Source organism: Roseburia inulinivorans DSM 16841 (genome assembly GCF_000174195.1).
Taxonomy (GTDB): domain Bacteria; phylum Bacillota; class Clostridia; order Lachnospirales; family Lachnospiraceae; genus Roseburia; species Roseburia inulinivorans.
On record NZ_ACFY01000060.1, the window covers coordinates 1 to 25,347 of the forward strand.

27 protein-coding genes and 1 tRNA gene are annotated in these 25,347 nt (G+C 42.9%); 27 read left to right on the plus strand and 1 reads right to left on the minus strand.

The features are described from left to right. Positions 1 to 34: 34 nt before the first annotated feature. Complete coding sequence (locus ROSEINA2194_RS06885; RefSeq protein ID WP_081453884.1) at positions 35 to 2,725, minus strand: transglycosylase domain-containing protein; 2,691 nt, start codon at positions 2,723 to 2,725, stop codon at positions 35 to 37. A 237-nt stretch (positions 2,726 to 2,962) separates the two neighbouring features. Here ROSEINA2194_RS06885 and ROSEINA2194_RS06890 point away from each other — a divergent pair, with 237 nt between their 5' ends. From ROSEINA2194_RS06890 to ROSEINA2194_RS07010, 27 genes are all read left to right on the plus strand, one after another. Continuing rightward, positions 2,963 to 3,613 (plus strand): YigZ family protein, encoded by a 651-nt coding sequence (locus ROSEINA2194_RS06890; protein WP_007884865.1) that lies wholly within the window; start codon positions 2,963 to 2,965, stop codon positions 3,611 to 3,613. Positions 3,614 to 3,679: 66 nt separating this feature from the next. Beyond that, positions 3,680 to 3,751: transfer RNA gene (locus ROSEINA2194_RS06895), tRNA-Gln, on the plus strand. A gap of 154 nt (positions 3,752 to 3,905) precedes the next feature. Next, positions 3,906 to 4,619: an acyl-[acyl-carrier-protein] thioesterase gene (locus ROSEINA2194_RS06900; protein ID WP_007884869.1), complete on the plus strand. Its 714-nt coding sequence runs from the start codon at positions 3,906 to 3,908 to the stop codon at positions 4,617 to 4,619. Then, a complete protein-coding gene (locus ROSEINA2194_RS06905) occupies positions 4,591 to 5,460 on the plus strand; it encodes a CvfB family protein (RefSeq protein ID WP_007884871.1) in 870 nt (289 codons plus the stop codon). The genes ROSEINA2194_RS06900 and ROSEINA2194_RS06905 overlap by 29 nt, the downstream gene beginning before the upstream one ends. A gap of 4 nt (positions 5,461 to 5,464) precedes the next feature. Beyond that, complete coding sequence (locus tag ROSEINA2194_RS06910; RefSeq protein WP_007884872.1) at positions 5,465 to 5,839, plus strand: RidA family protein; 375 nt, start codon at positions 5,465 to 5,467, stop codon at positions 5,837 to 5,839. 203 nt (positions 5,840 to 6,042) lie between these two features. Then, on the plus strand, positions 6,043 to 7,254 hold the full coding sequence (locus ROSEINA2194_RS06915) for a C40 family peptidase (protein ID WP_007884876.1): 1,212 nt from the start codon (positions 6,043 to 6,045) through the stop codon (positions 7,252 to 7,254). Positions 7,255 to 7,802: 548 nt separating this feature from the next. Further along, positions 7,803 to 8,156 carry a hypothetical protein gene (locus ROSEINA2194_RS21860; RefSeq protein ID WP_007884880.1) on the plus strand — a complete coding sequence of 118 codons (354 nt, stop codon included), beginning with the start codon at positions 7,803 to 7,805 and terminating at the stop codon, positions 8,154 to 8,156. Between the two features lie 8 nt (positions 8,157 to 8,164). Next, on the plus strand, positions 8,165 to 8,482 hold the full coding sequence (locus tag ROSEINA2194_RS21865; RefSeq protein ID WP_252832561.1) for a WecB/TagA/CpsF family glycosyltransferase: 318 nt from the start codon (positions 8,165 to 8,167) through the stop codon (positions 8,480 to 8,482). 5 nt (positions 8,483 to 8,487) lie between these two features. Continuing rightward, positions 8,488 to 9,366, plus strand: coding sequence for a YitT family protein (locus ROSEINA2194_RS06925; RefSeq protein ID WP_007884888.1), 879 nt, complete (start codon positions 8,488 to 8,490; stop codon positions 9,364 to 9,366). A gap of 224 nt (positions 9,367 to 9,590) precedes the next feature. Next, positions 9,591 to 10,679 (plus strand): PucR family transcriptional regulator, encoded by a 1,089-nt coding sequence (locus ROSEINA2194_RS06930; protein WP_007884891.1) that lies wholly within the window; start codon positions 9,591 to 9,593, stop codon positions 10,677 to 10,679. A gap of 16 nt (positions 10,680 to 10,695) precedes the next feature. Further along, a complete protein-coding gene (ftsE, locus tag ROSEINA2194_RS06935; protein ID WP_007884892.1) occupies positions 10,696 to 11,379 on the plus strand; it encodes a cell division ATP-binding protein FtsE in 684 nt (227 codons plus the stop codon). After that, positions 11,369 to 12,277, plus strand: coding sequence for a permease-like cell division protein FtsX (gene ftsX / locus ROSEINA2194_RS06940; protein WP_007884893.1), 909 nt, complete (start codon positions 11,369 to 11,371; stop codon positions 12,275 to 12,277). The genes ftsE and ftsX overlap by 11 nt, the downstream gene beginning before the upstream one ends. Positions 12,278 to 12,281: 4 nt before the next feature. Continuing rightward, positions 12,282 to 13,496, plus strand: coding sequence for a murein hydrolase activator EnvC family protein (locus tag ROSEINA2194_RS06945; RefSeq protein WP_007884894.1), 1,215 nt, complete (start codon positions 12,282 to 12,284; stop codon positions 13,494 to 13,496). 240 nt (positions 13,497 to 13,736) lie between these two features. Beyond that, on the plus strand, positions 13,737 to 15,023 hold the full coding sequence (locus tag ROSEINA2194_RS06955) for a S41 family peptidase (RefSeq protein ID WP_007884896.1): 1,287 nt from the start codon (positions 13,737 to 13,739) through the stop codon (positions 15,021 to 15,023). A gap of 16 nt (positions 15,024 to 15,039) precedes the next feature. Further along, positions 15,040 to 15,492, plus strand: coding sequence for a VanZ family protein (locus ROSEINA2194_RS06960; RefSeq protein ID WP_007884902.1), 453 nt, complete (start codon positions 15,040 to 15,042; stop codon positions 15,490 to 15,492). A 101-nt stretch (positions 15,493 to 15,593) separates the two neighbouring features. Then, positions 15,594 to 16,731, plus strand: a protein-coding gene (gene prfB / locus ROSEINA2194_RS06965; RefSeq protein ID WP_118203323.1) for a peptide chain release factor 2 whose coding sequence is annotated in 2 segments (ribosomal slippage) — positions 15,594 to 15,668 and positions 15,670 to 16,731 — 1,137 coding nt in all. Because the reading frame shifts where the segments join, the coding sequence is not laid out codon by codon here. Further along, positions 16,724 to 17,317: a hypothetical protein gene (locus ROSEINA2194_RS06970; protein WP_007884904.1), complete on the plus strand. Its 594-nt coding sequence runs from the start codon at positions 16,724 to 16,726 to the stop codon at positions 17,315 to 17,317. Before prfB ends, ROSEINA2194_RS06970 begins: the two co-directional genes overlap by 8 nt. After that, entirely contained in the window at positions 17,263 to 17,481 is a 219-nt protein-coding gene (locus ROSEINA2194_RS21870) for a zinc-ribbon domain-containing protein (protein WP_252832560.1), read from the plus strand. The genes ROSEINA2194_RS06970 and ROSEINA2194_RS21870 overlap by 55 nt, the downstream gene beginning before the upstream one ends. Positions 17,482 to 17,492: 11 nt before the next feature. Then, positions 17,493 to 18,773: an SPFH domain-containing protein gene (locus tag ROSEINA2194_RS06975; protein WP_007884906.1), complete on the plus strand. Its 1,281-nt coding sequence runs from the start codon at positions 17,493 to 17,495 to the stop codon at positions 18,771 to 18,773. 2 nt (positions 18,774 to 18,775) lie between these two features. Beyond that, a complete protein-coding gene (locus tag ROSEINA2194_RS06980; RefSeq protein ID WP_007884907.1) occupies positions 18,776 to 19,891 on the plus strand; it encodes a TFIIB-type zinc ribbon-containing protein in 1,116 nt (371 codons plus the stop codon). Beyond that, positions 19,888 to 20,718 (plus strand): TPM domain-containing protein, encoded by an 831-nt coding sequence (locus tag ROSEINA2194_RS06985; RefSeq protein ID WP_007884908.1) that lies wholly within the window; start codon positions 19,888 to 19,890, stop codon positions 20,716 to 20,718. The genes ROSEINA2194_RS06980 and ROSEINA2194_RS06985 overlap by 4 nt, the downstream gene beginning before the upstream one ends. Positions 20,719 to 20,902: 184 nt before the next feature. Next, positions 20,903 to 21,346, plus strand: a complete 444-nt coding sequence (locus tag ROSEINA2194_RS06990; protein ID WP_007884912.1) for an ACT domain-containing protein — start codon at positions 20,903 to 20,905, stop codon at positions 21,344 to 21,346. Between the two features lie 59 nt (positions 21,347 to 21,405). Next, complete coding sequence (locus ROSEINA2194_RS06995) at positions 21,406 to 22,608, plus strand: homoserine dehydrogenase (RefSeq protein ID WP_007884914.1); 1,203 nt, start codon at positions 21,406 to 21,408, stop codon at positions 22,606 to 22,608. A 153-nt stretch (positions 22,609 to 22,761) separates the two neighbouring features. After that, positions 22,762 to 23,460 carry a 5'-methylthioadenosine/adenosylhomocysteine nucleosidase gene (locus ROSEINA2194_RS07000; protein ID WP_044927415.1) on the plus strand — a complete coding sequence of 233 codons (699 nt, stop codon included), beginning with the start codon at positions 22,762 to 22,764 and terminating at the stop codon, positions 23,458 to 23,460. A 110-nt stretch (positions 23,461 to 23,570) separates the two neighbouring features. Then, positions 23,571 to 23,744 carry a hypothetical protein gene (locus ROSEINA2194_RS20285; protein ID WP_172727063.1) on the plus strand — a complete coding sequence of 58 codons (174 nt, stop codon included), beginning with the start codon at positions 23,571 to 23,573 and terminating at the stop codon, positions 23,742 to 23,744. Between the two features lie 7 nt (positions 23,745 to 23,751). Continuing rightward, positions 23,752 to 24,483: a LytR/AlgR family response regulator transcription factor gene (locus ROSEINA2194_RS07005; RefSeq protein WP_007884917.1), complete on the plus strand. Its 732-nt coding sequence runs from the start codon at positions 23,752 to 23,754 to the stop codon at positions 24,481 to 24,483. A 317-nt stretch (positions 24,484 to 24,800) separates the two neighbouring features. Then, a complete protein-coding gene (locus ROSEINA2194_RS07010) occupies positions 24,801 to 25,340 on the plus strand; it encodes a hypothetical protein (protein WP_007884918.1) in 540 nt (179 codons plus the stop codon). Positions 25,341 to 25,347 lie beyond the last annotated feature (7 nt).

The following is a 25,347-nucleotide window of genomic DNA, read 5'->3' on the forward strand; positions in this document are numbered from 1 at the left end:
TACGTACGTGTACATTTTTTTATGTTTAAATATTTTACTGACCATCAACACTCTGATCCGTTGTGGCAGCTGGATCCGTTGTGGTGGTGCTGGCATCAGGCGTAGAAGCATCACCTGCCGGATCAGCACCGATCGGGTTGACACCGGTTGATCCGGGGAAGGAGTTTGTTCCGGTGTAAGTGGAGTTAAACTCATTGTGTACGGTACATGTCTGACTTAAGAATGCATCTGTTAACAGGTAAGGCGCATCTTCGGTTGTCTCAGAACCGCCGGTGACATATACTCCGGTGGTAACGGTTTCAGCAGGGCAATAACTGCCGGCTAACATATTAGAAGCGGTACAGATATTGGCTACAGTGTGATGATCACAGTATTCGGTTGGCTCTGTGCCCTGTGCAAAATATTCTGTGATCACACAGTTTCCACGGGGATCGTGATCGCAGACACCTTCGATTGGAAGCTTTCCGGATTCTTTACATACGGCGACTGCAACAGTTCCACTTGGTTTTGTGAAATCTTTGTAAGCAAGATCTTCGTGTATCCGTTTCATAACAGCTTTCCAGATACGTTTTGGATAGTTTGTGTCGGAACCTTTCTGCATGGCGTTATCATCATAGCCACCCCAGACAGCACAGGTATAATAAGGTGTGTAACCTGCAAATAACGCATCACGGCTGCTGGTCGTTGTACCGGATTTTCCAGCCTGGGCCATAGAACTGCCAAAGTAAGCGGAAGTACCGGTTCCGGAAGTCATAACATCTTCCATGGCACTTGTCAGGAGCCATGCGGTAGTATCTTTGATAACCGTGTGGGATTCCGGTGTTGTATTATCGATTAAAACATTGCCATCGTGGTCTAAAATCTTTGTATAGAACTTTGGTTTGATATAAGTTCCCTGATTTGCGATTGCAGCATAGGCAGCGGTAAGTTCAAGGTTTGATACACCCTGCGTGATACCACCGAGTGCAAGGGCTTCATTCATATCACGGGAATCAACGGTTGTGAAACCATATTCCTGTACATACTGCCAGCCAAGGGAAACACCAGCCTGTGCAAGTGTTTTTACGGTTACAATATTGATGGAGTCTGTGATCGCCTCTCTTAAAGTGGTAAAACCACGGTAACGTCTGTCGTAGTTATTAACAGATTTTCCATTTGCTCCGGCATAAGTGTAAGGGGCATCATCCTGCACGGAGGCAAGGGTAAGTCCACCTGCATCAAGCGCAGCGGAGTAGGCAGCAAGGATTTTAAAGGTAGAACCAGGCTGTCTGGTTGTATCGGTGGCGCGGTTGAGGGTTTTACTTGCTGTTTTATCGCCACGGCCGCCAACGATTGCTTTTACTTCGCCGGTTGACTGGTCAATGACTGTTAGGGAAGCTTGTGGCTGTAAAGTATAGATAACAGTTTCGCTTCCATCTACGATCTCATCACCTTCCTGCATAATATCTGCTTTGTATTGCTCAATAGCGGCATCTGCATCTTCCTCAGAGGCGAAGTTGATGGAATAATTCGTACTCTTGAAGTTTGGATTGTCCTTATTCTTATAATAAGAAAGCATCGTCTGCTCACTGTAGTTCTTTACAGAACCATCGGTCGAACGGATGGAAACACGGTAGGAGAAAGAAACTTTTGGACTGGATGTATAGTTGTCCTGGTTGTTTACTTCCTCATCGGCAATATTCTGAATATCCATATCCTGTGTAGAGTAAATGGTAAGACCGCTCTGGTAGAGTGTCTTGTATGCCTGTGTCTCAGTATAACCCTTCTGTTCCACAAGATCGCGGATGACCTGATCGGTCAGCTCATCAATAAAATAGGAATTGATGCCATTGTCCTGCAATTCTACGTTGACTAACTGGATCCTGTCGTAAACGTTATCTGCCACAGCTTCGTCATACTCACTCTGGCTGATAAATCCCTGATCCAGCATATTGTTTAATACTTTCATGCGGCGCTCCGCATTTTTCTCCGGGTTGGAGATCGGATTAAACCTGGACGGATTCTGTGTGATGGCTGCCAAAACAGCACATTCAGAGAGCGTCAGTTCTGAGACATCTTTTCCAAAATATCGCTCCGAAGCCACTGCCACACCAAGTGTATTCTGACCAAGGTTGATGGCGTTCAGATAATTTTCCATGATCCAGTTTTTGCTGACTTTTTTCTCAAGCTGTACGGCAAGATACTGTTCCTGGATCTTGCGCTCCAGTTTGTCGATGAAGGATGTCTCACTCGTCCACTCGGTAAACACAGTGTTCTTCAAAAGCTGCTGTGTGATCGTACTGGCACCCTGGGAAAAATTACCGCCGGAAGCGATGCCGGTAACGCCGGCACGGATGATACCGGTAAGGTCGATACCATTGTGCTCGTAAAAACGGGAATCTTCGATTGCAACAAAGGCATGCTGCAGATTGATCGGTATCTCATCGATTGTTACATTTTTACGGTTTGAACCGGAAGCTACCAGAGTGGCAATCTCATTGCCCTGATTATCTAACACGGTTGTAAGATAACCGGTAGGTGTTGCGTCGATGTCATCGATGGATGGCGCAGAATCCAGAATGCCCTTATAGACGCCAAATCCAAGGCTTCCACCTATAATTGCAACTGCAAAACAGCATACGAGCAATACCTTGCAAAAAATAACACGCATTTTTTTGCCGTACATAATGCCTTTGGAAGTCAGTTCGGCCTGGCGTTTCTTCGAACCTTTCTTTCCATAATTCATATAATAAGTCTCCTTTTTGATCAAATGTCTAAAAAACCACCGTCTATGTATTATATCAAATAAATGTGTCATAATAAAGAAAAAAGTGAAAATATTGATTCCGTTGTGTATTGCATTTTATATTTATTTCATGATAGTATTTTGATACAGAAAACAGCAAAGTATACATTATTATAGAAGAATCGTAATGATAAAGTACTGAATCACTACGAAGAAACAGATCAGGAGCCATAAGAGATGAAAACAGTATATGCCGGTGGCGAGGGCGAAATTGTTGAGAAAAAATCCCGGTTTATTGCGACGGTGCGTCCGGTAAGCAGCGAAGAGGAAGCGGTTTCTTTTATTAATGAAATGAAAAAGAAATACTGGGATGCCAGACATAATTGTTCTGCATTTGTGATCGGGGACAGACAGGAAATCAGCCGTTGCTCGGATGACGGAGAACCGGCACAGACAGCAGGAAGACCAATGCTGGACGTATTATTAAAGGAAGAGATACATAATGTGTGCGTTGTAGTGACCCGTTATTTTGGCGGGACACTTCTGGGAACAGGCGGTCTTGTCCGTGCCTACCAGAAAGCGACGCAGACCGGATTGGAAAATAGTGTGATCATTGATAAACAGATTGGAAGAAAACTGACGATCGGAACGGATTACAATGGACTTGGAAAATTACAGTATCTGATCGCAAAAGATGAACTGACAACGATTGATACCGTTTATACAGAGAAAGTGGAACTGATCCTCATGGTTCCAAAGGAAAAAGAGCAGTCTTTTGAAAAAGAAGTGACCGAGGCAACCAGCGGAAATGCTGATATTTCCTGGGGTGACGAAGTATTATATGCAATGGTTGAAAAAAATCTAAAAATCTTTGAAAAAAATGCTTGACATTTTTATTAAGGGTGTATATAATAGCTATTGTTGACGGCGCAAAAGTCGAAAACAACAATACATAGGGCTATCGCCAAACGGTAAGGCAACGGACTCTGACTCCGTCATTTCAAGGTTCGAATCCTTGTAGCCCTGCTAGAAAGCACCACGGAAGTGGTGCTATTTTTGTGTAACAGGAAACTTTGTTCCATCATGGGAAATTGACATTTTCCAATCATGCAAAAACTTCCGGGTGGCAGCACAGTGCGTTGGAGAAGATAATTTCTTATTTTGATCAGGAGAACAGGATATGTATGATTTTAAAAGCAGGGTAAGATATAGTGAAGTGAACAGTGAAAGACAGCTTACGCTGCCGGCACTGATCGATTATCTGCAGAATTGCTGCACATTTCAGTCAGAAGATATGAATATCGGTGTGGAGTATTTAGAACAGCATCATGCTGCGTGGGTGTTATCGTCCTGGGAGATCGTCATGAACCGCTATCCAAAGCTTGCGGAGCATATTACGGTGAGCACCTGGCCATATAGCTTCAAGGGATTTTACGGTTATCGTAACTTTACAATAAAGGATGAAGCGGGAGAGATCTGTGCATTTGCCAATTCCGTCTGGGTTTACATGGATACTGCCACGATGCGTCCGGTGCGGATCGCAAAAGAAGTGCAGGATGCTTATATCCCGGTGATGGATGAGGCGATACAATATGAATGGGCAGATCGTAAGATCAGGATAGAGGGCACTCCGGTGGAGAAAGAGCCGGTTTTAGTACAGCGTTTTCATATTGACACCAATCATCATATGAATAATGGAAAATATATTCTTGTGGCAGAGGAATATCTGCCGGAGAATTTTAAGACAGAGAGTATCCGGGTGGAATACAAAAAGGCTGCAGTCATCGGGAACATGTTATACCCGGAGGTTTATGAGCAGCAGAACGGAGTAACCATTGTGTTGGCAGATGAGCAGAAAGTGCCATATGCCATTATGCAGTTTAGAGGAAAATAAAATGTTAAAATTAGGACAGTATCAGAAACTTACAATTGTAAAGAAAGTGGAGTTTGGAGTTTATCTCGCGGAAGAGCAGGATATGGAGAAACGTGTGCTTCTTCCGGCAAAACAGGTTCCGGAGAATGCAAAGACCGGGGATGAACTTGAAGTGTTTTTGTACAAGGATTCCAAAGACCGGATGATCGCAACGACAAATCAGCCAAAGATCACTCTTGGAGGGCTTGCTGTTTTGCGTGTGGCACAGGTTGGAAAAATCGGTGCATTCCTTGACTGGGGACTCGAAAAAGATCTGTTTCTTCCTTATAAAGAGATGACAATGAAAGTCCAGCCGGAAGATGAGGTTTTGGTAACACTTTATATTGATAAGAGCAGCAGACTTTGTGCGAGTATGAAAAAGCTTTATGATCTGCTTTCCACGGATTCTCCATACAAAGAGGGAGACCATGTAGAGGGAAGAGTTTATGAGTTCAGTGATAATTTCGGAACCTTTGTTGCAGTGGATGATAAATATTCCGCTATGATCCCACGACATGAAGATACAAGCAAACTTCGTATCGGAGATGTGATCGAGGCAAAAGTGACAAAAGTAAAGCCGGATGGAAAACTGGATGTGTCATTGCGTGACAAGGCATACCTGCAGATGGATGAGGATGCTGAGAAGGTGATGCAGGTTATTGAGGAATTTGCCGGAGTGCTTCCATTTGGAGATAAAGCATCCCCGGAAGTCATTAAGAGAGAGACCGGACTAAGTAAAAATGCTTTCAAACGTGCGGTGGGACGTTTATATAAGGAACATCGTGTGGAAATAACTGAAAGAAGTATCAGAAAGGTGGACTAACAACATGAAAAAAGTAATCAGTACAGAAAAAGCACCAGCAGCAATCGGACCATATTCACAGGCAATCGAAGTAAATGGTATGGTTTATACATCAGGCATTATCCCGGTTGTACCGGAGACAGGAGAGATTCCGGAGGGGTCTGTGGCTCAGGCGAAACAGGCACTTACCAATCTTTCTAATTTGCTGGAAGCAGCCGGAACCAATATGGACAATGTAGTTAAGACAACGGTATTCATCAAAGAGATGAATGATTTCAGCGCCATCAACGATGTGTATAAGACTTTCTTTACAGCAGATTTCCCATCCAGAAGCTGTGTGGAAGTTGCACGTCTTCCGAAGGATGTTATGCTTGAGATCGAAGCAATCGCAATCAAATAGGAAAAGCAGTTCCAGAGAGCTCCATGTGAGCGATACTTTGGAACTGTTTTTTTATGGAAATAAAAATACATAAAATATTCATGCTATATTTGGTAAAATCTGACAAAGTCTTGCTGTTGACAGTGCCAGGACACTTTGTTATAATAACCATGTAATAAATGTAACAAATTCGTAACAAATAGTTCTTGGAGGCAATATACAAGATGAATTATAGAATGAAGAGAATAGCAAGCTGTTTGCTGGCAGGTGCTATTGTAATTAGTGGAACAGGAGTCGGAACTTATGGTGCACAGACCGGTGGTGTGTCTGCAGTGATCGCAACCGGACTTTCTTCAAATGGTTCTCCGGCAGCAGGATTTTCCAAAATGCTTTCCCAGTGTCTGATCGAGAGTGACAAGGCAGTTGCAGAGGCAGCAGCCCAGGCAGAGGAGCAGGTCAGTGAGAATGATGTTCCAGTGGTTGCATCTGAGTACGCAGACATTGCAATCGCACAGGTAGATAATTATGTGAATGTCAGATCAGAACCGAACACAGACAGTGAAGTGTTAGGTAAGTTATATAACAATTCTGCAGCCACTGTTTTAGAGACAACAGAAGATGGCTGGTATAAGATCACATCCGGAAGTGTTACCGGATATGTCAAATGCGAGTATGTTGTAACAGGGGATGAGGAACTTGCAAAGAAGGTAAGTACCAGATATGCAACTGTAACAACGACAACCTTATATGTAAGAATGGAGCCTTCCACAGAGGCAGGTATTTTAACAATGCTTGGCGAGGGAGATGATTTCGTTGTTGTTGATGATTCTATGAAGGATAGCGGATGGGTCATTGTTACAACTGAGGAAGGCGATGGCTATGTATCCACAGATTATGTAAATCTCTGGACAGATTATGTAACCGCTGAGTCCAAAGCGGAAGAGGAAGCAAGACTTGCCAAGGAAGAGGCAGAGCGTCAGGCGGCAGCCGCTGCAGCAGCGAAGGCAAAACAGAAATCTTCCAAGAACTCGTCATCTTCGGACGGTACAAGCAGTTCCGGCGGTTCATCAGCTTCTTATGCGGCACCGAGTGGATCCAATGGTCAGGCAGTTGCAAGCTATGCAAGCCAGTTTATTGGTAACCCATATGTCTATGGTGGTTCCAGTCTGACAAACGGTACAGACTGTTCCGGATTTGTAATGTCTGTATATGCTGCATTTGGTATCAGTCTTCCACATTCTTCCAGTGGACAGAGAAGTGCCGGATATGAAGTAAGCTTATCTGAGGCACAGCCGGGAGATATTGTATGTTACAGTGGACATGTTGGAATTTATGTAGGTAATAACACAATTGTTCATGCAAGTACACCATCCAGTGGTATTAAGTATTCAACAGCTACATATCGTAATGTACTTTCTGTAAGAAGAATTTTCTAAAAAAAGATATTATCGGAACTGTCATCGCAAATGATGGCAGTTCTTTTTTTGCGGGTAAAAAGTCAGAAAGTAATGCGGTACTTTTTTACAGACAGAAAATTGAAAAATATCATTTATGAAAAGTGCACAAAAAAATAAAGTGGTCTGGAAATAATCCCCAAAAGAGGTAAAGTTATGAGAAAGTTTTCCACGTGAAAAAGGTCGAAAAATGCCAAAAAATAAAGTTATACACGAAGTTATCAACGTTATCCACATTTTTTTATGTTGAAAAAGTGGTTTACATAGTAAAAAAATCGAATATACGTTTTGTACATATGTGATAAAGTTTACAATAAAAATGAAAAAAGCTTGCAATTATTGTAATGAGATAAATGCAAAAAATAGTAAAAATTGTCAGATAACGTAAAAAGGTTACTGCTGAGTGAACGGTAAATAAAAAAGTTCCTCAATCTATCGCGTTTTATAACAAAACTTGAAAAATGAAAAGAGGTTTGCTATACTACATGCATAAATTTTCTTGAGTTGAGAAAAATAACCAGGAGTGTTGAATGATAAAGAAAGTTGATATACTGGGAATTCAGTTGGACAACTACACAGTGCGGGAAGCGATTATGTGTGTGGAACGCTATTTGAGCAATAATGTCCTTAACACGATTGAGAGCATATCGTTACAGATGCTGATCGATTCGGAGACAAACCCGGTATTAAAGGAAGTTATGAGTTCCCTGGATCTTGCAATCATTGGAGAGAAAGAGATTATTCAGGCAGCGGGGCTTGAATCTATGCAGCGAATCCGGGAAACGGAAGAAAACGATTTTTATTTTGAATTTTTTAAACGGATAGAGCGCAATAAAAAAAGTGTTTTTTACTTGGTGACACGCAGGAGAAAATTGATTCTTTAAAAGCAGAACTGACAGAAGATTATCCAAAACTGATCTTTGCAGGGGAATATGCAGTGGAGACCTGTGTGGGGGATCTGGAAGCAGTGATCAATGATATGAATGCGACCACACCGGATGTGATCATATCTGTACTGCCATCTCCGATGCAGGAGCAGTTCTTATATGAGCATCGGGATAAAATGAATGCAAACATTTGGTATGGAATCGGAGGGGTACCGGTACATAAGAAAAAGCACGGAGTACTTGCTCGTTTGAAAAGCATCATACATCGTGGCAAGTTGGTCAACAGTATGAATAAGTATGATGAAAAAGAAGAGGAATTGTAGTAGAAATGCAGAAATTAATCAATAAACGTTCCATAGTGATAGATTATCTGATGATGATCGTGGGGACGGGACTGTTAGCGGCAGCCATCCAGTGTCTGTATGATCCGATCGGTCTTGTCACAGGAGGTTTTACAGGACTTGCGATTGTGATCAAGGCAGTGACAGAAAGATTTGTTCCGGGAGGAATCCCACTCTGGCTGACCAATATCGGGCTGAATGTGCCACTGTTTTTTCTGACTCTGAAGTTTAAAGGAAAGAGGTTTATCTGGCGGACAGTTGTGGGTACGGTACTTTTGTCTGCGTGGATTTATGTGATTCCGGCAATCGACCTGACACAGCAGGATTACTTCCTTGCCGCGATTTTTGGTGGTGTGATCGGTGGAGCCGGTATGGGACTGATCCTATTAGCGCGTTCTACTACGGGTGGAACGGAACTTCTGGCAGTATTGATCCAGCATTTTATCAGACATTATTCCGTGGTTCAGATCATGCAGGTATTAGATGCGATGATCGTGCTTACCGGTTTATATCTGTTCGGTATCAAGGCAGCCATGTATGCAATTGTTGCCATTTTTGTCACAACGAAAGTGTCGGATGGTCTGATGGAAGGATTTAAATATTCCAAGTCGGCGTTCATCATTACAGACCAGTATGAAAAAGTGGCAAAAAAGATCCTGCTTGAGTTGGACCGTGGAGCAACCGGTCTATATGCAAAAGGAATGTATTCCGGTGATGAAAAGTGCATGCTTTACTGTGTTGTTTCCAAGAAGCAGATTGTAGAACTGAAAGATATTGTGGCATCGGTGGACCCGGATGCGTTTGTCATTGTCTCAGATGTCCGCGAAGTACTTGGCGAGGGATTTCTGGAATATCATAAGAACTAAGGATGAAACAGAGAGACAGGAAATTTTTTTGTGGAGATTGTATACAGGGAATTAGAGGTAAAATTTCCAGCAGAATTGAGGAAATGCATAAAAAAATATGTATTTCCTCTTTATTTTTTTGCAGTTTTGCATTAAAATGTAATCTAGGTATTTTTATTGAGGGAGAAAAGTACGATTTTTTTTGTGAAAGTTGAACAGAATCGACCAGAGAAGGAGCATAGCTTATGATTTCGAATCAGATACTTCAGAACACAATTGATGGATTGAAGGGAATAACCAGAATTGATTTATGCATTATTGACGTCGAGGGAAAGATTTTGGCTGCTACATTTCCTGACGCAGAGAAGTATGTAGAACCTGCTCAGGCATTTGTGGAGTCACCTGCAGACAGCCAGGTGGTGAACGGATATCAGTTTTTCAAGGTGTTTGATGAACACCAGTTAGAGTATATCCTGCTTGCCAACGGAGACAGTGACGATGTCTACATGGTGGGTAAAATTGCCAGTTTCCAAATACAGAATCTTCTGGTAGCATATAAGGAGAGATTCGATAAAGACAACTTTATCAAGAATCTTTTGCTGGACAATTTACTGCTGGTTGATATTTATAACAGAGCAAAGAAACTCCATATTGATACAGAAGTCCGGAGAGTGGTATTTATCGTTGAGACGAACCGCGAGAAAGATGGCAATGAACTGGAAAAGATCAGAGGAATCTTCGGTGGCAAATCCAAGGACTTTGTCACTGCGGTAGATGAGAAGAACATCATCGTGGTGAAAGAAGTTGCAGACAACGAGGGATACGATGAACTGAACAAGACAGCAGAAGTGATCGTGAACCTGTTCCGTGCAGATGCTGAGAATGATGTTCATGTCGCTTATGGAACAATTGTAAATGAGATCAAAGAAGTATCCCGTTCTTACAAGGAAGCCCGTATGGCATTGGATGTAGGAAAGATTTTCTTTGAGGAAAAAGATGTGATCGCATACTCCACATTGGGAATTGGACGTCTGATCTATCAGCTCCCAATTCCGCTGTGTAAGATGTTCATCAAAGAGATTTTTGATGGCAAATCACCGGATGACTTTGACGAGGAGACACTTACCACAATTAACAAGTTCTTCGAGAACAGCCTGAACGTTTCCGAGACATCCCGCCAGTTGTACATCCACAGAAATACACTGGTATATCGTCTGGATAAGCTTCAGAAGTACACAGGACTGGATCTTCGTGTGTTTGAAGATGCCATTACATTTAAGATCGCATTGATGGTTGTAAAATACATGAAATATATGGAGTCATTGGATTACTAGAATTTAGGAGGAAGCAATGATTAAGTTGGAACATGTCAGTAAGTCATATACAGCAGGAATCCCTGCGTTAAATGACGTAAGTCTTGACATTGAAGAAGGCGAATTCGTATTCATTGTTGGTGACAGTGGTTCAGGAAAATCTACACTGATCAAGCTTTTGCTGAAAGAACTGGAACCAACAGAGGGTACGATCACGATAAACAATAAGAAACTGAACAAGATCAAAAGAAGGCAAATCCCGAAATTCCGCCGTAATATCGGCGTTGTATTTCAGGATTTCCGCTTGTTAAAAGACAGAAACATTTATGATAATGTTGCGTTTGCCCAGAAAGTCATCGGCGAGTCAAACCGCAGCATTAAGAAGAATGTTCCATCCATGCTGTCTATGGTAGGACTTGCTGCAAAGTACCGCTCTTATCCAAGGCAGTTGTCCGGCGGTGAGCAGCAGCGTGTTGCGATCGCAAGAGCGCTTATCAATGAGCCAAAGATTTTACTGGCGGACGAGCCAACCGGTAACCTGGATAATCATAATGCATGGGAGATCATGAAACTTCTGGAAGAGATCAATAGCCGTGGAACTACAGTGGTAGTTGTAACACATAACCTTGAGATTGTGAAAGCAATGAACAAGCGTGTCATCACTATGAAGAAAGGCGTTGTCGTTGAGGACAGCGAGGGTGATTATAGCGATGAGGATTAGTACATTTTTCTACACGATAAAGCAGGGACTGAAGAATATCTGGAAGAATAAGATGTTCTCACTTGCGTCGATTGCAACGATGACCGCATGTATCTTTTTGTTTGGTCTGTTCTATACGATTGTGACAAATTTCCAGTCCATGGTGAAGGATGCAGAGTCCGGCGTTGCTGTAACAGTCTTTTTTGACGAGGGAATCTCACAGGATAAGATTGATGAGATTGGGGATCTGATCCGTGCAAGGGCAGAGGTATCAAATCTGGAATTTGTTTCAGCGGATGATGCATGGGACAGCTTCAAGCAGACTTACTTTGAAGGAAACGAAGCAGCAGCGGAGAGTTTTGCCGGGGATAACCCACTGGCAAATGACGCCAGCTATTCCATTTATATGAATGACATTTCCATGCAGCAGACGTTAGTGACCTATTTACAGTCAGTGGACGGTATCCGGGAAGTAAAACAGTCAGCAGTTGTAGCGAATACGCTGACCGATTTTAATAAATTGATTGGATATGTCTCCGCAGGAATTATTATTATCCTGCTGGGGGTTGCAGTCTTTTTGATCAGTAATACCATCACCGTTGGTATTTCTGTGCGAAGAGAAGAGATTGGTATTATGAAACTGATCGGTGCTACCGATTATTTTGTGCGTGCACCATTTGTGGTAGAAGGTATTGTGATCGGATTGATCGGAGCAGCGATTCCGCTTGGCATCCTGTATGTCCTTTATGGACGGATCATTGATTACATCGGGGAGAAGTTCAGTTTTATCAGCAATATGATGAAATTTTTACCGGTAGATGAGGTGTTCCATACACTGGTTCCGGTAGCATTGATACTCGGTGTCGGCATTGGTTTTATTGGCAGCCGCATCACAATCAGAAAGCATTTGAAAGTATAATTTTATGAAGAAAAGAAACATTTTACGCCGCATTCTGGCGGTGGTACTTGTTCTCACGATGGCAACAGGGCTGACGGCACAGGCAAAAGGAGATGCATCATCAACGTCGCTCAAGGAAGCACAGAAAGAAAAAGCCGCATTGGAAAAGCAGTTAAAAGCTGCGAAAGAGCTGATCAATGATCTGAAGGATTCCAAAGGTGATGTAGAGGACAAAGTTCAGGAACTGAACAATGAACTTGTGGATATCTCATCGAAGATCACTTCACTGGAAAATCAGCTTGCGGACAAAAGCACAGAGATTGCAGATGCCGAGGCAGAATTAGCACAGGCAGAAGCAGATAAACAAAAACAGTATGACGATATGAAAACCCGTATCCAGTATATGTATGAAAACAGCCAGACAACGTATCTGGAGCAGCTTCTGGAATCGAACAGCGTGGCAGAGTTTCTGAATACGGCAGAGTATATCGCAGAGATCCAGAAGTATGACAGGCAAAAGCTGGATGAGTACACGGAGAATATTGAATATATCACCGTGGCGAAAGAACAGCTTGAACAGGATTACGCTGATCTGGAAAATATGAAAGCGAATGTGGAGAGCCAGAAGCAGTCTGTTGCAGCACTGATGAGCCAGAAGGAGACAGAGCTTGCAGGCATCACAAGTAATATTTCGGATGCGCAGGAGGATGCAAAGTATTTTGAGGCAGAGATACAGGCGCAGAACGAATTGATAGCGGAGATCAAGCGGATCGAGGCTGAGAAAGCGGCAGCGGCAGCCAAAGCGGCTGCAGAGGGAAAAGAGGTAGCAGACAATCCTTATACAGGTGGAGCTTTCACATGGCCGTGTCCGTCAAGTACAAGGGTTACCAGTGATTATGGAACGAGGGTTTCACCGACTTCAGGAGCGTCTTCAAACCATAAAGGAATTGATATCGGTGCCTCAGCAGGTGCGGCGATCGTTGCAGCGGCAAACGGTACCGTAAAGGCGGCAAATTACAGCAGTGCAGCCGGAAACTACGTGATGATCGATCATGGCGGCGGACTTTATACCGTTTATATGCATTGTTCCTCGCTTGCAGTTTCGGAAGGAACAGCAGTTTCCGCAGGTCAGACGATCGCCTACGTTGGAAGTACAGGTATTTCTACTGGAAATCATTTACATTTTGGTGTATCATTAAACGGAAGTTATGTCAGTCCGTGGAGTTATCTCAAGGGCTGATAAGCGTTCCGGGAATCAGGCAGATAAAGTATATAAAAAGAGGTTGCCACACGAAAGCCGGAAATCAGAAACGGCATTTTGTGTACAATCTCTTTTTTCTGTTTTGTAAAGGTTATGGAAAATAAAACCGGCACCTCGGCATTTTTCTCAATTGCTATGAAAGTGGAGGCGTGGTTATGCATATGTTTACATGGAAAGGATGCAGCAAAAATGTTTTGAAATTGCTGCGAAAGGAAATTTATGGATCAGCAGAATTATGAACTGGATCAAACTGGAGCGGAAGAGACTCCAAAGAAGAAAAAAGGAAGCACATTCAAAGGGATTGTGATCGGTGTGATCGGAACACTTCTGATAAGCTGGACAGGAATCAACGTGGCATGTCTGGCAACCAACTCACAGATTCTTATCACGAATAAGGAAAGTGCAGATGATGGAGAAGGCGCGGTGCTCGACGCAGATACGGTCAGCAAGATCAATGAACTGACTGCATACACAAAGCTCTATTATTATGATGACATTGAAAATGAGAAACTGCAGGATGGACTGTATACAGGTCTGATCGATGGATTGGGAGATAAATATTCTGTTTACTATAATGCAGAAGATTATCAGGCGCTTCAGGTATCTACGACAGGTCAATACTATGGAATTGGTGCAGGGTTAAGCCAGGATAAGGATACCATGGTGGTAACAGTCAACAAGATTTATGAGGGAACCCCTTCTGAGTCAGCAGGATTGTTAAAAGATGATGTGATCGTTTCCGTGGACGGAACAGAGGCTGCTTCCATGGAACTTTCGGAACTGGTAAAACTGATTCGCGGAGAGAAGGGAACGACTGTCCATCTGGAGATTTACCGTCCGTCTACCGAGGAAAATCTTTCCTTTGATGTAGAAAGACAGGACATTACATTGCCAAGTGTGTCCCACAAGATGTTCGAGGATGGTATCGGATATGTACATATTGATTCCTTTGAGACAGAGACGGCAACACAATTTGAGGAGGCAGTAAAAGATCTTGAAGATCAGGGAATGAAAGCACTGATCATTGATGTGAGATATAATCCCGGTGGTATGGTGACCGCAGTTGTCCAGATTCTGGATGATATTCTGCCGGAGGGAACAGTTGTGTATACAGAAGATAAAAACGGAAACCGTCAGGACTACACTTCCAGCGGGGATACTTATCTGGATTATCCAATTGCGGTATTGATTAATGGGGAGAGTGCCAGTGCATCCGAGATTTTGGCGGGTGCGATCAAAGATTATCAGTACGGCACTCTGATCGGAACGACAACCTTTGGAAAAGGAATTGTGCAGACAATCTTCCCGTTGGAGGATGGGGACGCAGTGAAACTTACGACTGCCAAATATTTTACTCCGAACGGAAATTATATTCACGGTGTCGGAATTGAGCCGGATATTGAACTGGAATACGAATATCTCGACAAAGATGCAACTTCTTATGACGAGGCATATGATAACCAGATTCAGAAGGCGATAGAGGTTTTAAAGGATAAAATCCAGTAAATAACAGGAGAATAGCATGAAAAAACAACTTTATCGGATCGTTACAGGGATATTGGCAGTAGCATGGATGTGTCTGATTTTTTCTTTTTCCAATCAGCCTGCGACGGAATCGAGTAAAGTGAGTGGCGGATTGTGTCATCGTCTGGTGGAGCGTGCCAATGATACGCTCCATCTGGATATGACCGAAAAACAGCAGTTGACCATGGCAGAAAAAATCGAATATCCGGTAAGAAAAGCAGCCCATATGACAGAGTATGCCATATTAGGTCTGCTTTCTTTTACATTTTACCGCGGAATCCTGAAAAAAGAAAAGCGACAGTTTCTTGCGGCGCTGCTCACGGCGGCAGTTTATGCGGCTACAGATGAGTTTCATCAGTATTTTATACCGGGAAGGTCGGCAGAGGTGATGGATGTGTGCATTGACACGCTCGGCGCGTCGATCGGACTTGCAATTCTTTTTTTACCTTAAAAGTAGTGCGAAAACATTGCCAAAAATCAAAGCTTACTTTACAATAAAAATAACAGACAGATAAAAGAGTCTGTCAGATAAAAAATGAAAGAGGTGATACTGTGGTAGAACTTGATCAATTTAAAGTGACTCTGAATTCATACAGAGGACCGCTGCAGGAAGTGAGGGATTCACTTTGACCTGGCTGACAAAGAGCAGAAAATCCAGGAATTAGAGCGGGAAATGGAAGACGGCGATTTTTGGAATGATCCGGTCGTTTCCCAGAATAAAATGAAAACCTTAAAGAGTATGAAGGATGATGTTGCAACTTATGAGAAGCTTGCAACACAGTTTGACGACATAGAGACACTTATCGAGATGGGGTATGAGGAGAATGATGCTTCCCTGATCCCGGAGATTGAGGAGATGTTGAATGAGTTTGTTACAACTTTTGACAATATCCGTATTAAGACACTGCTTTCCGGTGAATATGATGGGGATAATGCGATCCTGTCATTACATGCCGGAGCTGGTGGAACCGAGTCGTGTGACTGGGCACAGATGTTGTTCCGCATGTATTCCAAATGGGCAGACAGCAGGGGATATGAGCTGGTTGTCTTAGACTCGTTAGACGGGGATGAGGCAGGCATCAAGTCCATCACATTCCAGATCAATGGAGAGAATGCGTATGGATATCTGAAATCGGAAAAAGGCGTACACCGTCTGGTCCGTATTTCTCCGTTTAATGCGGCTGGAAAGCGCCAGACATCTTTTGTATCCTGTGATGTTATGCCGGATATCGAGGAAGATCTCGACATTGAGATCAATGAAGATGACTTAAGAATTGATACTTACCGTTCCAGCGGAGCCGGTGGACAGCATATCAACAAGACTTCCTCTGCAATCCGGATCACGCACCTTCCGACCGGAATTGTCGTGCAGTGCCAGAATGAGCGCTCCCAGCACCAGAACAAGGATAAGGCAATGCAGATGTTAAAGGCAAAACTGTATCTGTTGAAGGAACAGGAAAATGCAGAGAAGGCAGCCGGTATCCGCGGTGAGGTCACAGAGATCGGCTGGGGTAACCAGATCAGATCCTATGTCATGCAGCCATATACGATGGTCAAAGATCATCGTACAGGTGTGGAAACCGGAAATGTGGACAGCGTAATGGATGGAAAAATAGATTTATTTATCAACGGATACTTAAAGTGGTTATCTTTGGGATGTCCGAAGGGATTAGGTGGCGACGATGAATAACTGGATTCCGGTGATCGTCATACTGGCGGTGCTCGCAGGTGGCGGTTATTATGCATACCGGAAAATCAAAAGAAAAGTAGAGGATGTTTCCCAGGCTTTATTCGGGACAGATTCATTGGTGGAGGGATGGAATAAGCAGGCAGATGAGCTTGCAGCCACCCCGAAATCCGTGTCCGGGATGACGCGGATCTTTGAACCGCAGATCCAGAGGGATTTTCCGGATTTTAATCTGGTGCAGTTTAAGAATAAGGCTGAGAATATGCTGGTTTCCGCTTTGCAGGCAATTGATTCCGGGAATGTTTCGCTGATCCGGGATGCTTCAGAGGAATTAAAAGCGCAGGTAGAAAATAGAATTGAAATGAACCGGTCGGAAGGAATCCGGGAAGTATACGAAAAGATCCGGATTCACCGGACGGAGATTTCCAACTATGAAAAAAACAGGGAAAATGTATCATTACATTTCAGAGTGCTGTGGAACATCTTCATTATAAAAAGAAAGATGGAACAGTGGTTTCAGGGGATGAAAACCGATTGGAGCAGACAAAGTATAATGTTGAGGTCATGTATATTCAGGATGAGAAGATAGCAAAAATCGACAATGCTGTCGGAACAACCTGTCCGCATTGCGGTGCACCGGTCACCAATCTGGGGGCAATGTACTGCGAGTACTGCGGGCTTGCAATCACACCGATCAATTTAAAAGTTTGGACGCTTCATCGTTTTTATGAAGTAGATTACAATCACGTATAGGAGGATATGTTATGGGAATTATTAAGGCAATTGGACAGGCGATCGGAGGAACACTTGCAGATCAGTGGTTAGAGGTCATCGAAGCAGATGACATGAGCGACAAAACCGTCTTTACAAGCGGTGTGCTGATCCGCAAAGGACAGAATACCAAGGGAACAGGCAACACAGTTTCCAATGGTTCGATCATCCATGTTTATGACAATCAGTTCATGATGTTAGTGGATGGCGGCAAGGTAGTCGATTACACGGCAGAACCGGGATATTACAAAGTGGATAACTCTTCCCTGCCATCATTGTTTAACGGACAGTTTGGAGATTCATTAAAGGATTCTTTTAACCGTATTAAATATGGCGGTCAGACACCAACTGCGCAGAAAGTATTCTTTATCAATCTGCAGGAAATTAAAGGGATCAAGTTTGGCACGAGAAATCCGATCAATTACTTTGATAATTTTTATAATGCCGAGCTTTTCTTAAGAGCGCATGGTACATATTCCGTTAAGATTACCAATCCACTCCAGTTCTATGCAGAAGTAATTCCGAGAAACGCAGACAGAGTGGAGATCGATGAGATCAACGAGCAGTATCTGTCAGAGTTCTTAGAGGCATTACAGTCCTCCATCAACCAGATGTCCGCAGACGGAACACGTATTTCCTATGTGACATCCAAAGCAAGAGAACTTGGAAAATATATGTCTACTACACTCGATGAAGAGTGGAACCAGACACGTGGTATGGAAATCCAGGCAGTCGGTATTGCAAGCGTTTCTTATGATGAGGAATCCCAGAAGCTCATCAACATGAGAAATGAAGGTGCAATGTTAGGTGGAGATGCAAGTGTGCTCCGTGGTATGGCTGTTAAGAATTTAACAGAAGGTGTGCGTGACGCAGGTTCCAATGCAGGCGGTGCGATGACAGGATTCATGGGCGTCGGCATGGGAATGCAGCAGTTTAACACTTCCATGGAAGGATTGAACGCCATGACAGCAGGCATGGCAGGAACACAGCCACAGGCAGCACCACAGCAGGCAGCAGCACCACAGCAGACAGCAGCCCCGGCAAATAGCTGGACCTGTGAGTGCGGAGCATCAAATACCGGAAAGTTCTGCAGTGAGTGCGGAAAACCTGCACCGGCTCCGGTAAATAGCTGGACTTGTGAATGTGGAACCGTGAATACCGGAAAGTTCTGCAGTGAGTGTGGAAAACCTGCACCGGCAGCGGAGTGGACCTGTGAGTGTGGAACCGTCAACAAAGGTAAATTCTGTAGCAATTGCGGAAAGGCAAGGAGCTAACTATGGCAGTTATCAGTTTTAAGTGTCCAAACTGTGACGGAGAACTGATTTTTGACCCGGAAACACAGAAGTATAAATGCGAGTACTGTGGTTCAAAATTTACCCAGGCGGAATTGGATGCATTGCAGCCGGCAGAGTCTGAGGAAACGGATGCCGGTGCAGCGGATGGTTCTGATGAAGCAGAGCAGGAAACAACCGAACAGCAGAGTGCGGACACAAAGAAAAAAGAAGGGGAGGACGGCGGCGCAGAGGCAGTCATTTATAACTGCCCTTCCTGTGGAGCAGAAATCGTGACAGATGCAACGACAGCAGCCACGTTCTGTTATTATTGTCACAATCCGGTCGTGCTTGGAAAACGGCTGGAAGGAAAGTATCTTCCAAATAAAGTCATTCCTTTTAAAATTTCCAAAAAGGAAGCGGAAAAACGTTTCTTAGAATATGTTGGAAAGAAAAAATTTGTTCCAAAGGCATTTTTTAATAAGAAACAGATCGAATGTCTGAGTGGTGTCTATTTCCCATATTGGATCTATGATGCAAAATTGCAGGGAAAACTGCAGGGCGAAGGCAAGAAAATCCGTGTGTGGAGAACCGGAGATACCGAGTACACAGAGACAAAGTTTTACCATGTGGAGCGTGAGGGTGAGGTTAATCTGAAGAATCTTGCAGAGAACGCACTGCAAAAGGCAAATGTGCAGCTTGTGAAAGGGGTACTGCCGTATCAGTTCAATGAGATGAAAGATTTTAATATGGGATATCTTTCCGGTTTCATGGCAGAGAAACGTGACATCGAGCAGAAAGCAGTGGAAGGAAATATGCAGGCTACGATGAAAAACTCAGCGGAAAAACTCATGCGGGAATCTGTTCAGGGATACAATGCGTTATCGGTCAACTCATTCGGGGTGATCCCGAAGAAGGAGGACTGGTCTTATGCGTTGCTTCCGGTCTGGACTGTTACCTATAAGGGGAAAGATGGAAAAATCTACTATTATTCCATGAACGGGCAGACAGGAAAAGTGTTCGGAGAACTTCCGGTAGACTACGGAAAAGTCACGCTGACGGGTATTATTTCGGCAGTCGTTGTCTTAATCATTGCATTGATCGGAGGGTATTTCTTATGAGAGATAAATTAAGAAAAAGAATCGCTCTGTCCGCAGTAACTGCACTGACACTTTTTGCGGCTGTACCGGTCTATGCGGATACTTATGATGCGGTGTATGATGATGCAGCGTTACTTTCAGATGAGGAACAGCAGTCGCTTTCGGAAGAAATCACCAATCTGCAGGAGACCACAGGCTGGGAGATTTTTGTCCTGACGACAGAGGATGCACAGGGAAAGACAGCGAGAGAGTATGCGGATGATTTTTATGACACGACAGCAACAGGCGATGATGGCGTGGTGTTCCTCATTGACATGGATAACAGAGAGGTTACGATATCGACTGCGGGAGAAGCCATTTACTATCTGAATGACGACAGGATCGATGATATTCTGGATAACTGTTATGATTATGTTGTGGATGGGGAATATGCTTCCTGCTTTTCTTCCATGTTAAGTGATGCAGAGTACTATTATGAGGTAGGAGTCCCATCTGACGCATATACCTATGATGAAGAAACAGGCGAGATCCATTATTACCATGTACTCACGTTGGGTGAAATTCTGTTTGCAGTTGTACTTGCAGCAGCTGTGTTTGCCGCTGTATTTTTTGGAATTACCGGAAAATACCGTCTGAAATTTGGCGGTGGATACCAGTATGATTACCATGCGTTCGGAAAAGTTAACCTGACCGGTCAGGAAGACCGTTTTGTCAACCAGATGGTGACGCATCGGAGAATCCAGACCAATAGTGGAAGCAGCGGAGGTGGCAGCAGCCATTCCGGCAGATCAACGGTACATACCAGCAGTTCTGGCAGAAGTCATGGAGGCGGAAGCCGCAAGTTCTAAATATCAAAAATTTGGTGAATAAGAAACAAAAATATAGAAATGTTCTGGAAAAGAGGTTGCTTTGGCAGCCTCTTTGTGTTATTATCTTCCTCATGAGGACAGATGTAAGTCCCAAACAAACAGAATGGATTCTATATACAAAAGAGAATCTGTTGAATCTGGCAACTAAGAGGTATTCATTTCCATGAAAGACAAAATGCAATATTATGTTTTGAAAGAGAAGGCAGTGCCGGAAGTACTGCTGAAAGTAGTGGAGGCAAAAAGGCTGATCGATTCCGGTAAGATCGCATCGGTGCAGGAGGCGACAGAGAGTGTAGGGATCAGCCGCAGTTCTTTTTACAAGTATAAAGATGATATTTTTCCTTTTCACGAGACAACAAAGGGAAAGACTATTACGATGGTCATTCAGATGGATGATGAGCCGGGACTTTTGTCCGGGGTATTGAAAACGATTGCTGATTTTCATGCCAATATCCTTACCATTCATCAGAGTATACCGGTCAATGGAATCGCAACGCTGACGCTCAGTATTGATATTTTACCGCAGACGGGGGATGTTGCAGAGATGGTCACAAAGATTGAGAGTGTGGGCGGCATTCAGTATGTGAAAATTCTGGCGAGAGAATAAAAACAGACCGGCAGAACAGAATAGTTTACATAATACAAAAACAGAAAGGCAGAATAAAAATGATAAAAGTAGCAATTATGGGGTTTGGAACGATCGGTTCCGGTGTGGCAGAGGTTTTAGACATTAATAAGAAGAGCATTGCAGCCCGCGTCGGCGATGAAGTGGAATTAAAGTATGTTCTGGATTTAAGAGATTTTGAGGGAGATCCGATCCAGGAGAAAATCGTACATGATTATAAAGTGATCGCAGAAGATCCGGAAGTAGCGATTGTAGTTGAGACAATGGGTGGCGTGGAACCGGCGTATACTTTTGTAAAAACAATGTTAGAGGCTGGAAAACATGTGACAACTTCCAATAAGGCACTGGTGGCTGCAAAAGGTGCAGAACTGATCGCACTTGCAAAAGAAAAAAATGTGAATTTCATGTTTGAGGCGAGTGTCGGCGGCGGTATACCGATCATCCGTCCGTTAAATTCCTGTCTTACTGCAGATGAGATCGAAGAGATCACTGGTATCGTAAACGGTACAACGAACTATATGATGACTGAGATGACAGAAAAGGGTGCTGATTTTAATGAAGTTTTAAAGGATGCGCAGGCAAAGGGGTATGCAGAGAAAGATCCTACTGCCGATGTGGAAGGTTATGATGCATGCCGTAAGATTGCTATTTTAACATCTTTAGTATGCGGACAGCAGGTTGATTTTGAGGACATCCACACAGAGGGAATCACAAAAATCACACCGACGGATATCAAATACGCACAGGCGATGGGAAGAGCGATCAAACTGCTCGCTACCAGCAAAAAAGGTCCAAAAGGCTATACAGCGATCGTTGCTCCATTTTTACTTCCGGCATCTCATCCGCTCTATGCTGTAAATGGTGTGTTCAATGCAATTTTCGTACATGGCAATGTGTTAGGTGACGCAATGTTTTACGGCAGCGGCGCAGGAAAATTACCAACAGCAAGTGCCGTTGTAGCAGATGTCGTTGAGATGGCAAAGAATCTGGACAAAAATATTCCAATCGAGTGGAGTTCAAAGAAACTGGAACTCGTAGATTACAGGGAATGGGAGAATCGGTTCTTCATCCGCACAACAGCAGACAAAGTAGCTGTAGAAAGAGTATTTGGAACTGTTACGTATGTACAGGCAGAAGGCGTGACCGGAGAGCTTGGCTTTGTGACAGAAAAGATTTCCGAGGGCGACTGCGAGAAGAAGGAAGCAGAACTTGGAAATATTTTACAGAAGATCCGTGTGGCGTAAAGATATAGAAATACAAATTTATTTGCATTTGGTGAACTGCAAGTGAATAAAAAGAGAAATACAAATGGAATTACGTCAAAAATAAAAGACGAAATTTACCTATTTGTATGTTAGAATATCAACAGTATGAAAAAAAGAATGGAGCAGAAACAGATGAAAAAAATCGGAATTATCGGAGCCATGGAGCTTGAAGTAGAAACTTTAAAATCGAAAATGAATGTTGTAAAAACAACAAAAAAAGCAAATATGGAATTTTTTGAAGGAACATTAAACGGTGTCGAGGTTGTGATCGTGCGCAGTGGTATTGGAAAAGTAAATGCCGGTATCTGCACACAGATCCTTGCAGATTTATTTGACGTGACACATATCATCAATACCGGTATCGCAGGTTCTCTGGACGCACAGATCGATATCGGGGATATCGTTGTTTCCACAGATGTCCTTCAGCATGACATGGATGTGCGTGTATTCGGTTATCCGTTAGGCGAGATCCCACAGCTTGGAACTTTAAGTTTTCCGGCGGACGAGAGAATGGCATCCCTTGCCAGGAGTGTGTGCGAGAAAGTCAACACCGAAGTGAAAGTGTTCTCCGGCAGGATCGTAAGCGGCGACCAGTTTATCTGTGATAAGGAAGTGAAGGACAAATTAGTCGAGAACTTCCACCCACTCTGCACTGAGATGGAGGGGGCTGCGATCGGACAGGCAGCATACTTAAATGAAATCCCATTTGTGATCCTGCGTGCGATCTCTGATAAGGCAGATAATTCTGCGGAGATGGATTATCCTACTTTTGAGAAAAAAGCGGCGGAGCATTGTGCGAAACTTGTGGAAGAGTTTATTGTGGAATTGTAGGATACGTACAATATGTATAGGTGCAGAACAGGACAAATTTGGAGCTGCATAATCGATATTGGCAAAAACAAATAGGTTCATATAACTATAAAAGAAAAGGACATGGATTTATGCTGGGACTTTGTGCATTGCTGGGAGGATTTTTTGTTACATCAAACAGGGAGTCTGGCGAAGGACGCTATGATATCCGGCTGAAACCGGTAAAGAAAGGTCTTCCGGGTATTATCATTGAATTGAGGGCGGAAAAAGAGTGGAAGTTGCAGTGGGGTAATATAACCAGTTAGGAAAATTATGGAACATACAATGACAATCTGCTACTGTGAGGATGAATCTGCACAGGCGAAAGCTTTTGCAATAAAAATTGACCAGTGGGCGAAAAATAAGAATACGGCAGTTCGCACAGACCTGTTTGAGGGTGCGGAAGAATATCTGTTCAAAGCAGAGCAGAATGCCTATGACGTGATCTTTCTTGATATTTCCATGAGAGGACAAAACGGCATGGAACTTGCCAGACAGATTCGTGAGAAAGAGAAGGATGTGATCCTTGTTTTTGTGACATCGGATGCAAGTTATGTGTTCGATGGATATGAAGTGGGTGCGTACCGTTATCTGATGAAGCCGGTGGATGAGGAAAAGCTGTGGGAGATTCTCGACTATGCCAGAACGCAGAAAGAGGTAGAGGAGGAGAATTACATCCTTGTGAAAAAGGACAGCCAGTCTGTCCGTGTTAATCTGAAGGATATAATTTATATCGAAGCTCAGAAACATTATGTAAATCTATTTTTGATCAGTGGAGAATGTGTGACAGTAAAGACTGGATTTTCAGAGTTACTGCAAAGTGTGCAGGAAAAGTCAAAGGAATTCATTACAACACACCGCAGTTACGCAGTGAATATTGAGAAAGTTGTCAGGATTGGAAGAACGGAGTGTGTTCTATCGGATAGCAGTGTCATTCCTGTCAGCCGGAGTTTCTATAAGGAAGTGAATGAAGCGTTTATAAAGTATCATCTTGGAAGAGAATGAGGAAAGTCTCTGATTTTTTTGTATACACTGTGGATTAAAAATCACGATATAAAAAATATAATTGACATAGCCGTACGAAGATATTAACGAATAGAGAAAAGAAATATCTTCGTACGGCTATTTTTATACATATTATTGGACTGTTTATTTTGAGCGAAAAGAATGGATTTACAATATGCCGATGATGTGGTAAAGTTAATAAAAACATAGATTTCAGAAATTTTATCTTATAAGTTTTCAACATTAATCTATCTATTTTCCCCTATAAGTTAAAAAATGAAGAACGAAAGCGAAATGTAAAAGGAGAACGAAATAACTTGAAGAAAAATGTGCGCATTGTAACTGATCTTGACGGAAAAAGAGTTGTATTAATCAACGACATTATTTTCAAAGGAAAAAGAAATATTAATTGGAAAGATGTAGAAAAATATTTGAAAAAATATGTTGGCGAATTTTATGAGATAGCGGATACGAAGGATATTGTTTATATTGGAAATGATTTGTCAGATGAATATGCAAACTCTAATTATACGCATTGCTTAAAGGGCGCAAGCGCAAAGGCGAAGGCGAATGCAGCTCAGGGAATACCGGAAATGATTGAAATTGCATTTGATAAAAAGTATGAGGAAAATCGAAAAGAAAAACACACAAAAGATGCTAAATATGGGTGGTATCGTTATGAAACCCGTTTTGCATTGCCAATTTTTAATGATGATGGAGTAATTGAGAAATATAACGTGTTTCAGGCAATCATGTTGATACGGCATGCCAGAGATGATAAGATGTATTTATATGATGTGATAGAAATAAAAAAAGAAACGAGCAAACTTTTCCAACTAAATGGTTGTACTCAGTAAAAGAACC

Bases quoted from the DNA above. Each gene is read 5' to 3' on its own strand.
- ROSEINA2194_RS06885 (WP_081453884.1), bottom strand. From the start codon at position 2,725: ATGAATTATGGAAAGAAAGGTTCGAAGAAACGCCAGGCCGAACTGACT.
- ROSEINA2194_RS06890 (WP_007884865.1), top strand. From the start codon at position 2,963: ATGAAAACAGTATATGCCGGTGGCGAGGGCGAAATTGTTGAGAAAAAA.
- ROSEINA2194_RS06900 (WP_007884869.1), top strand. From the start codon at position 3,906: ATGTATGATTTTAAAAGCAGGGTAAGATATAGTGAAGTGAACAGTGAA.
- ROSEINA2194_RS06905 (WP_007884871.1), top strand. From the start codon at position 4,591: ATGCCATTATGCAGTTTAGAGGAAAATAAAATGTTAAAATTAGGACAG.
- ROSEINA2194_RS06910 (WP_007884872.1), top strand. From the start codon at position 5,465: ATGAAAAAAGTAATCAGTACAGAAAAAGCACCAGCAGCAATCGGACCA.
- ROSEINA2194_RS06915 (WP_007884876.1), top strand. From the start codon at position 6,043: ATGAATTATAGAATGAAGAGAATAGCAAGCTGTTTGCTGGCAGGTGCT.
- ROSEINA2194_RS21860 (WP_007884880.1), top strand. From the start codon at position 7,803: ATGATAAAGAAAGTTGATATACTGGGAATTCAGTTGGACAACTACACA.
- ROSEINA2194_RS06925 (WP_007884888.1), top strand. From the start codon at position 8,488: ATGCAGAAATTAATCAATAAACGTTCCATAGTGATAGATTATCTGATG.
- ROSEINA2194_RS06930 (WP_007884891.1), top strand. From the start codon at position 9,591: ATGATTTCGAATCAGATACTTCAGAACACAATTGATGGATTGAAGGGA.
- ftsE (WP_007884892.1), top strand. From the start codon at position 10,696: ATGATTAAGTTGGAACATGTCAGTAAGTCATATACAGCAGGAATCCCT.
- ftsX (WP_007884893.1), top strand. From the start codon at position 11,369: ATGAGGATTAGTACATTTTTCTACACGATAAAGCAGGGACTGAAGAAT.
- ROSEINA2194_RS06945 (WP_007884894.1), top strand. From the start codon at position 12,282: ATGAAGAAAAGAAACATTTTACGCCGCATTCTGGCGGTGGTACTTGTT.
- ROSEINA2194_RS06955 (WP_007884896.1), top strand. From the start codon at position 13,737: ATGGATCAGCAGAATTATGAACTGGATCAAACTGGAGCGGAAGAGACT.
- ROSEINA2194_RS06960 (WP_007884902.1), top strand. From the start codon at position 15,040: ATGAAAAAACAACTTTATCGGATCGTTACAGGGATATTGGCAGTAGCA.
- ROSEINA2194_RS06970 (WP_007884904.1), top strand. From the start codon at position 16,724: ATGAATAACTGGATTCCGGTGATCGTCATACTGGCGGTGCTCGCAGGT.
- ROSEINA2194_RS06975 (WP_007884906.1), top strand. From the start codon at position 17,493: ATGGGAATTATTAAGGCAATTGGACAGGCGATCGGAGGAACACTTGCA.
- ROSEINA2194_RS06980 (WP_007884907.1), top strand. From the start codon at position 18,776: ATGGCAGTTATCAGTTTTAAGTGTCCAAACTGTGACGGAGAACTGATT.
- ROSEINA2194_RS06985 (WP_007884908.1), top strand. From the start codon at position 19,888: ATGAGAGATAAATTAAGAAAAAGAATCGCTCTGTCCGCAGTAACTGCA.
- ROSEINA2194_RS06990 (WP_007884912.1), top strand. From the start codon at position 20,903: ATGAAAGACAAAATGCAATATTATGTTTTGAAAGAGAAGGCAGTGCCG.
- ROSEINA2194_RS06995 (WP_007884914.1), top strand. From the start codon at position 21,406: ATGATAAAAGTAGCAATTATGGGGTTTGGAACGATCGGTTCCGGTGTG.
- ROSEINA2194_RS07000 (WP_044927415.1), top strand. From the start codon at position 22,762: ATGAAAAAAATCGGAATTATCGGAGCCATGGAGCTTGAAGTAGAAACT.
- ROSEINA2194_RS20285 (WP_172727063.1), top strand. From the start codon at position 23,571: ATGCTGGGACTTTGTGCATTGCTGGGAGGATTTTTTGTTACATCAAAC.
- ROSEINA2194_RS07005 (WP_007884917.1), top strand. From the start codon at position 23,752: ATGGAACATACAATGACAATCTGCTACTGTGAGGATGAATCTGCACAG.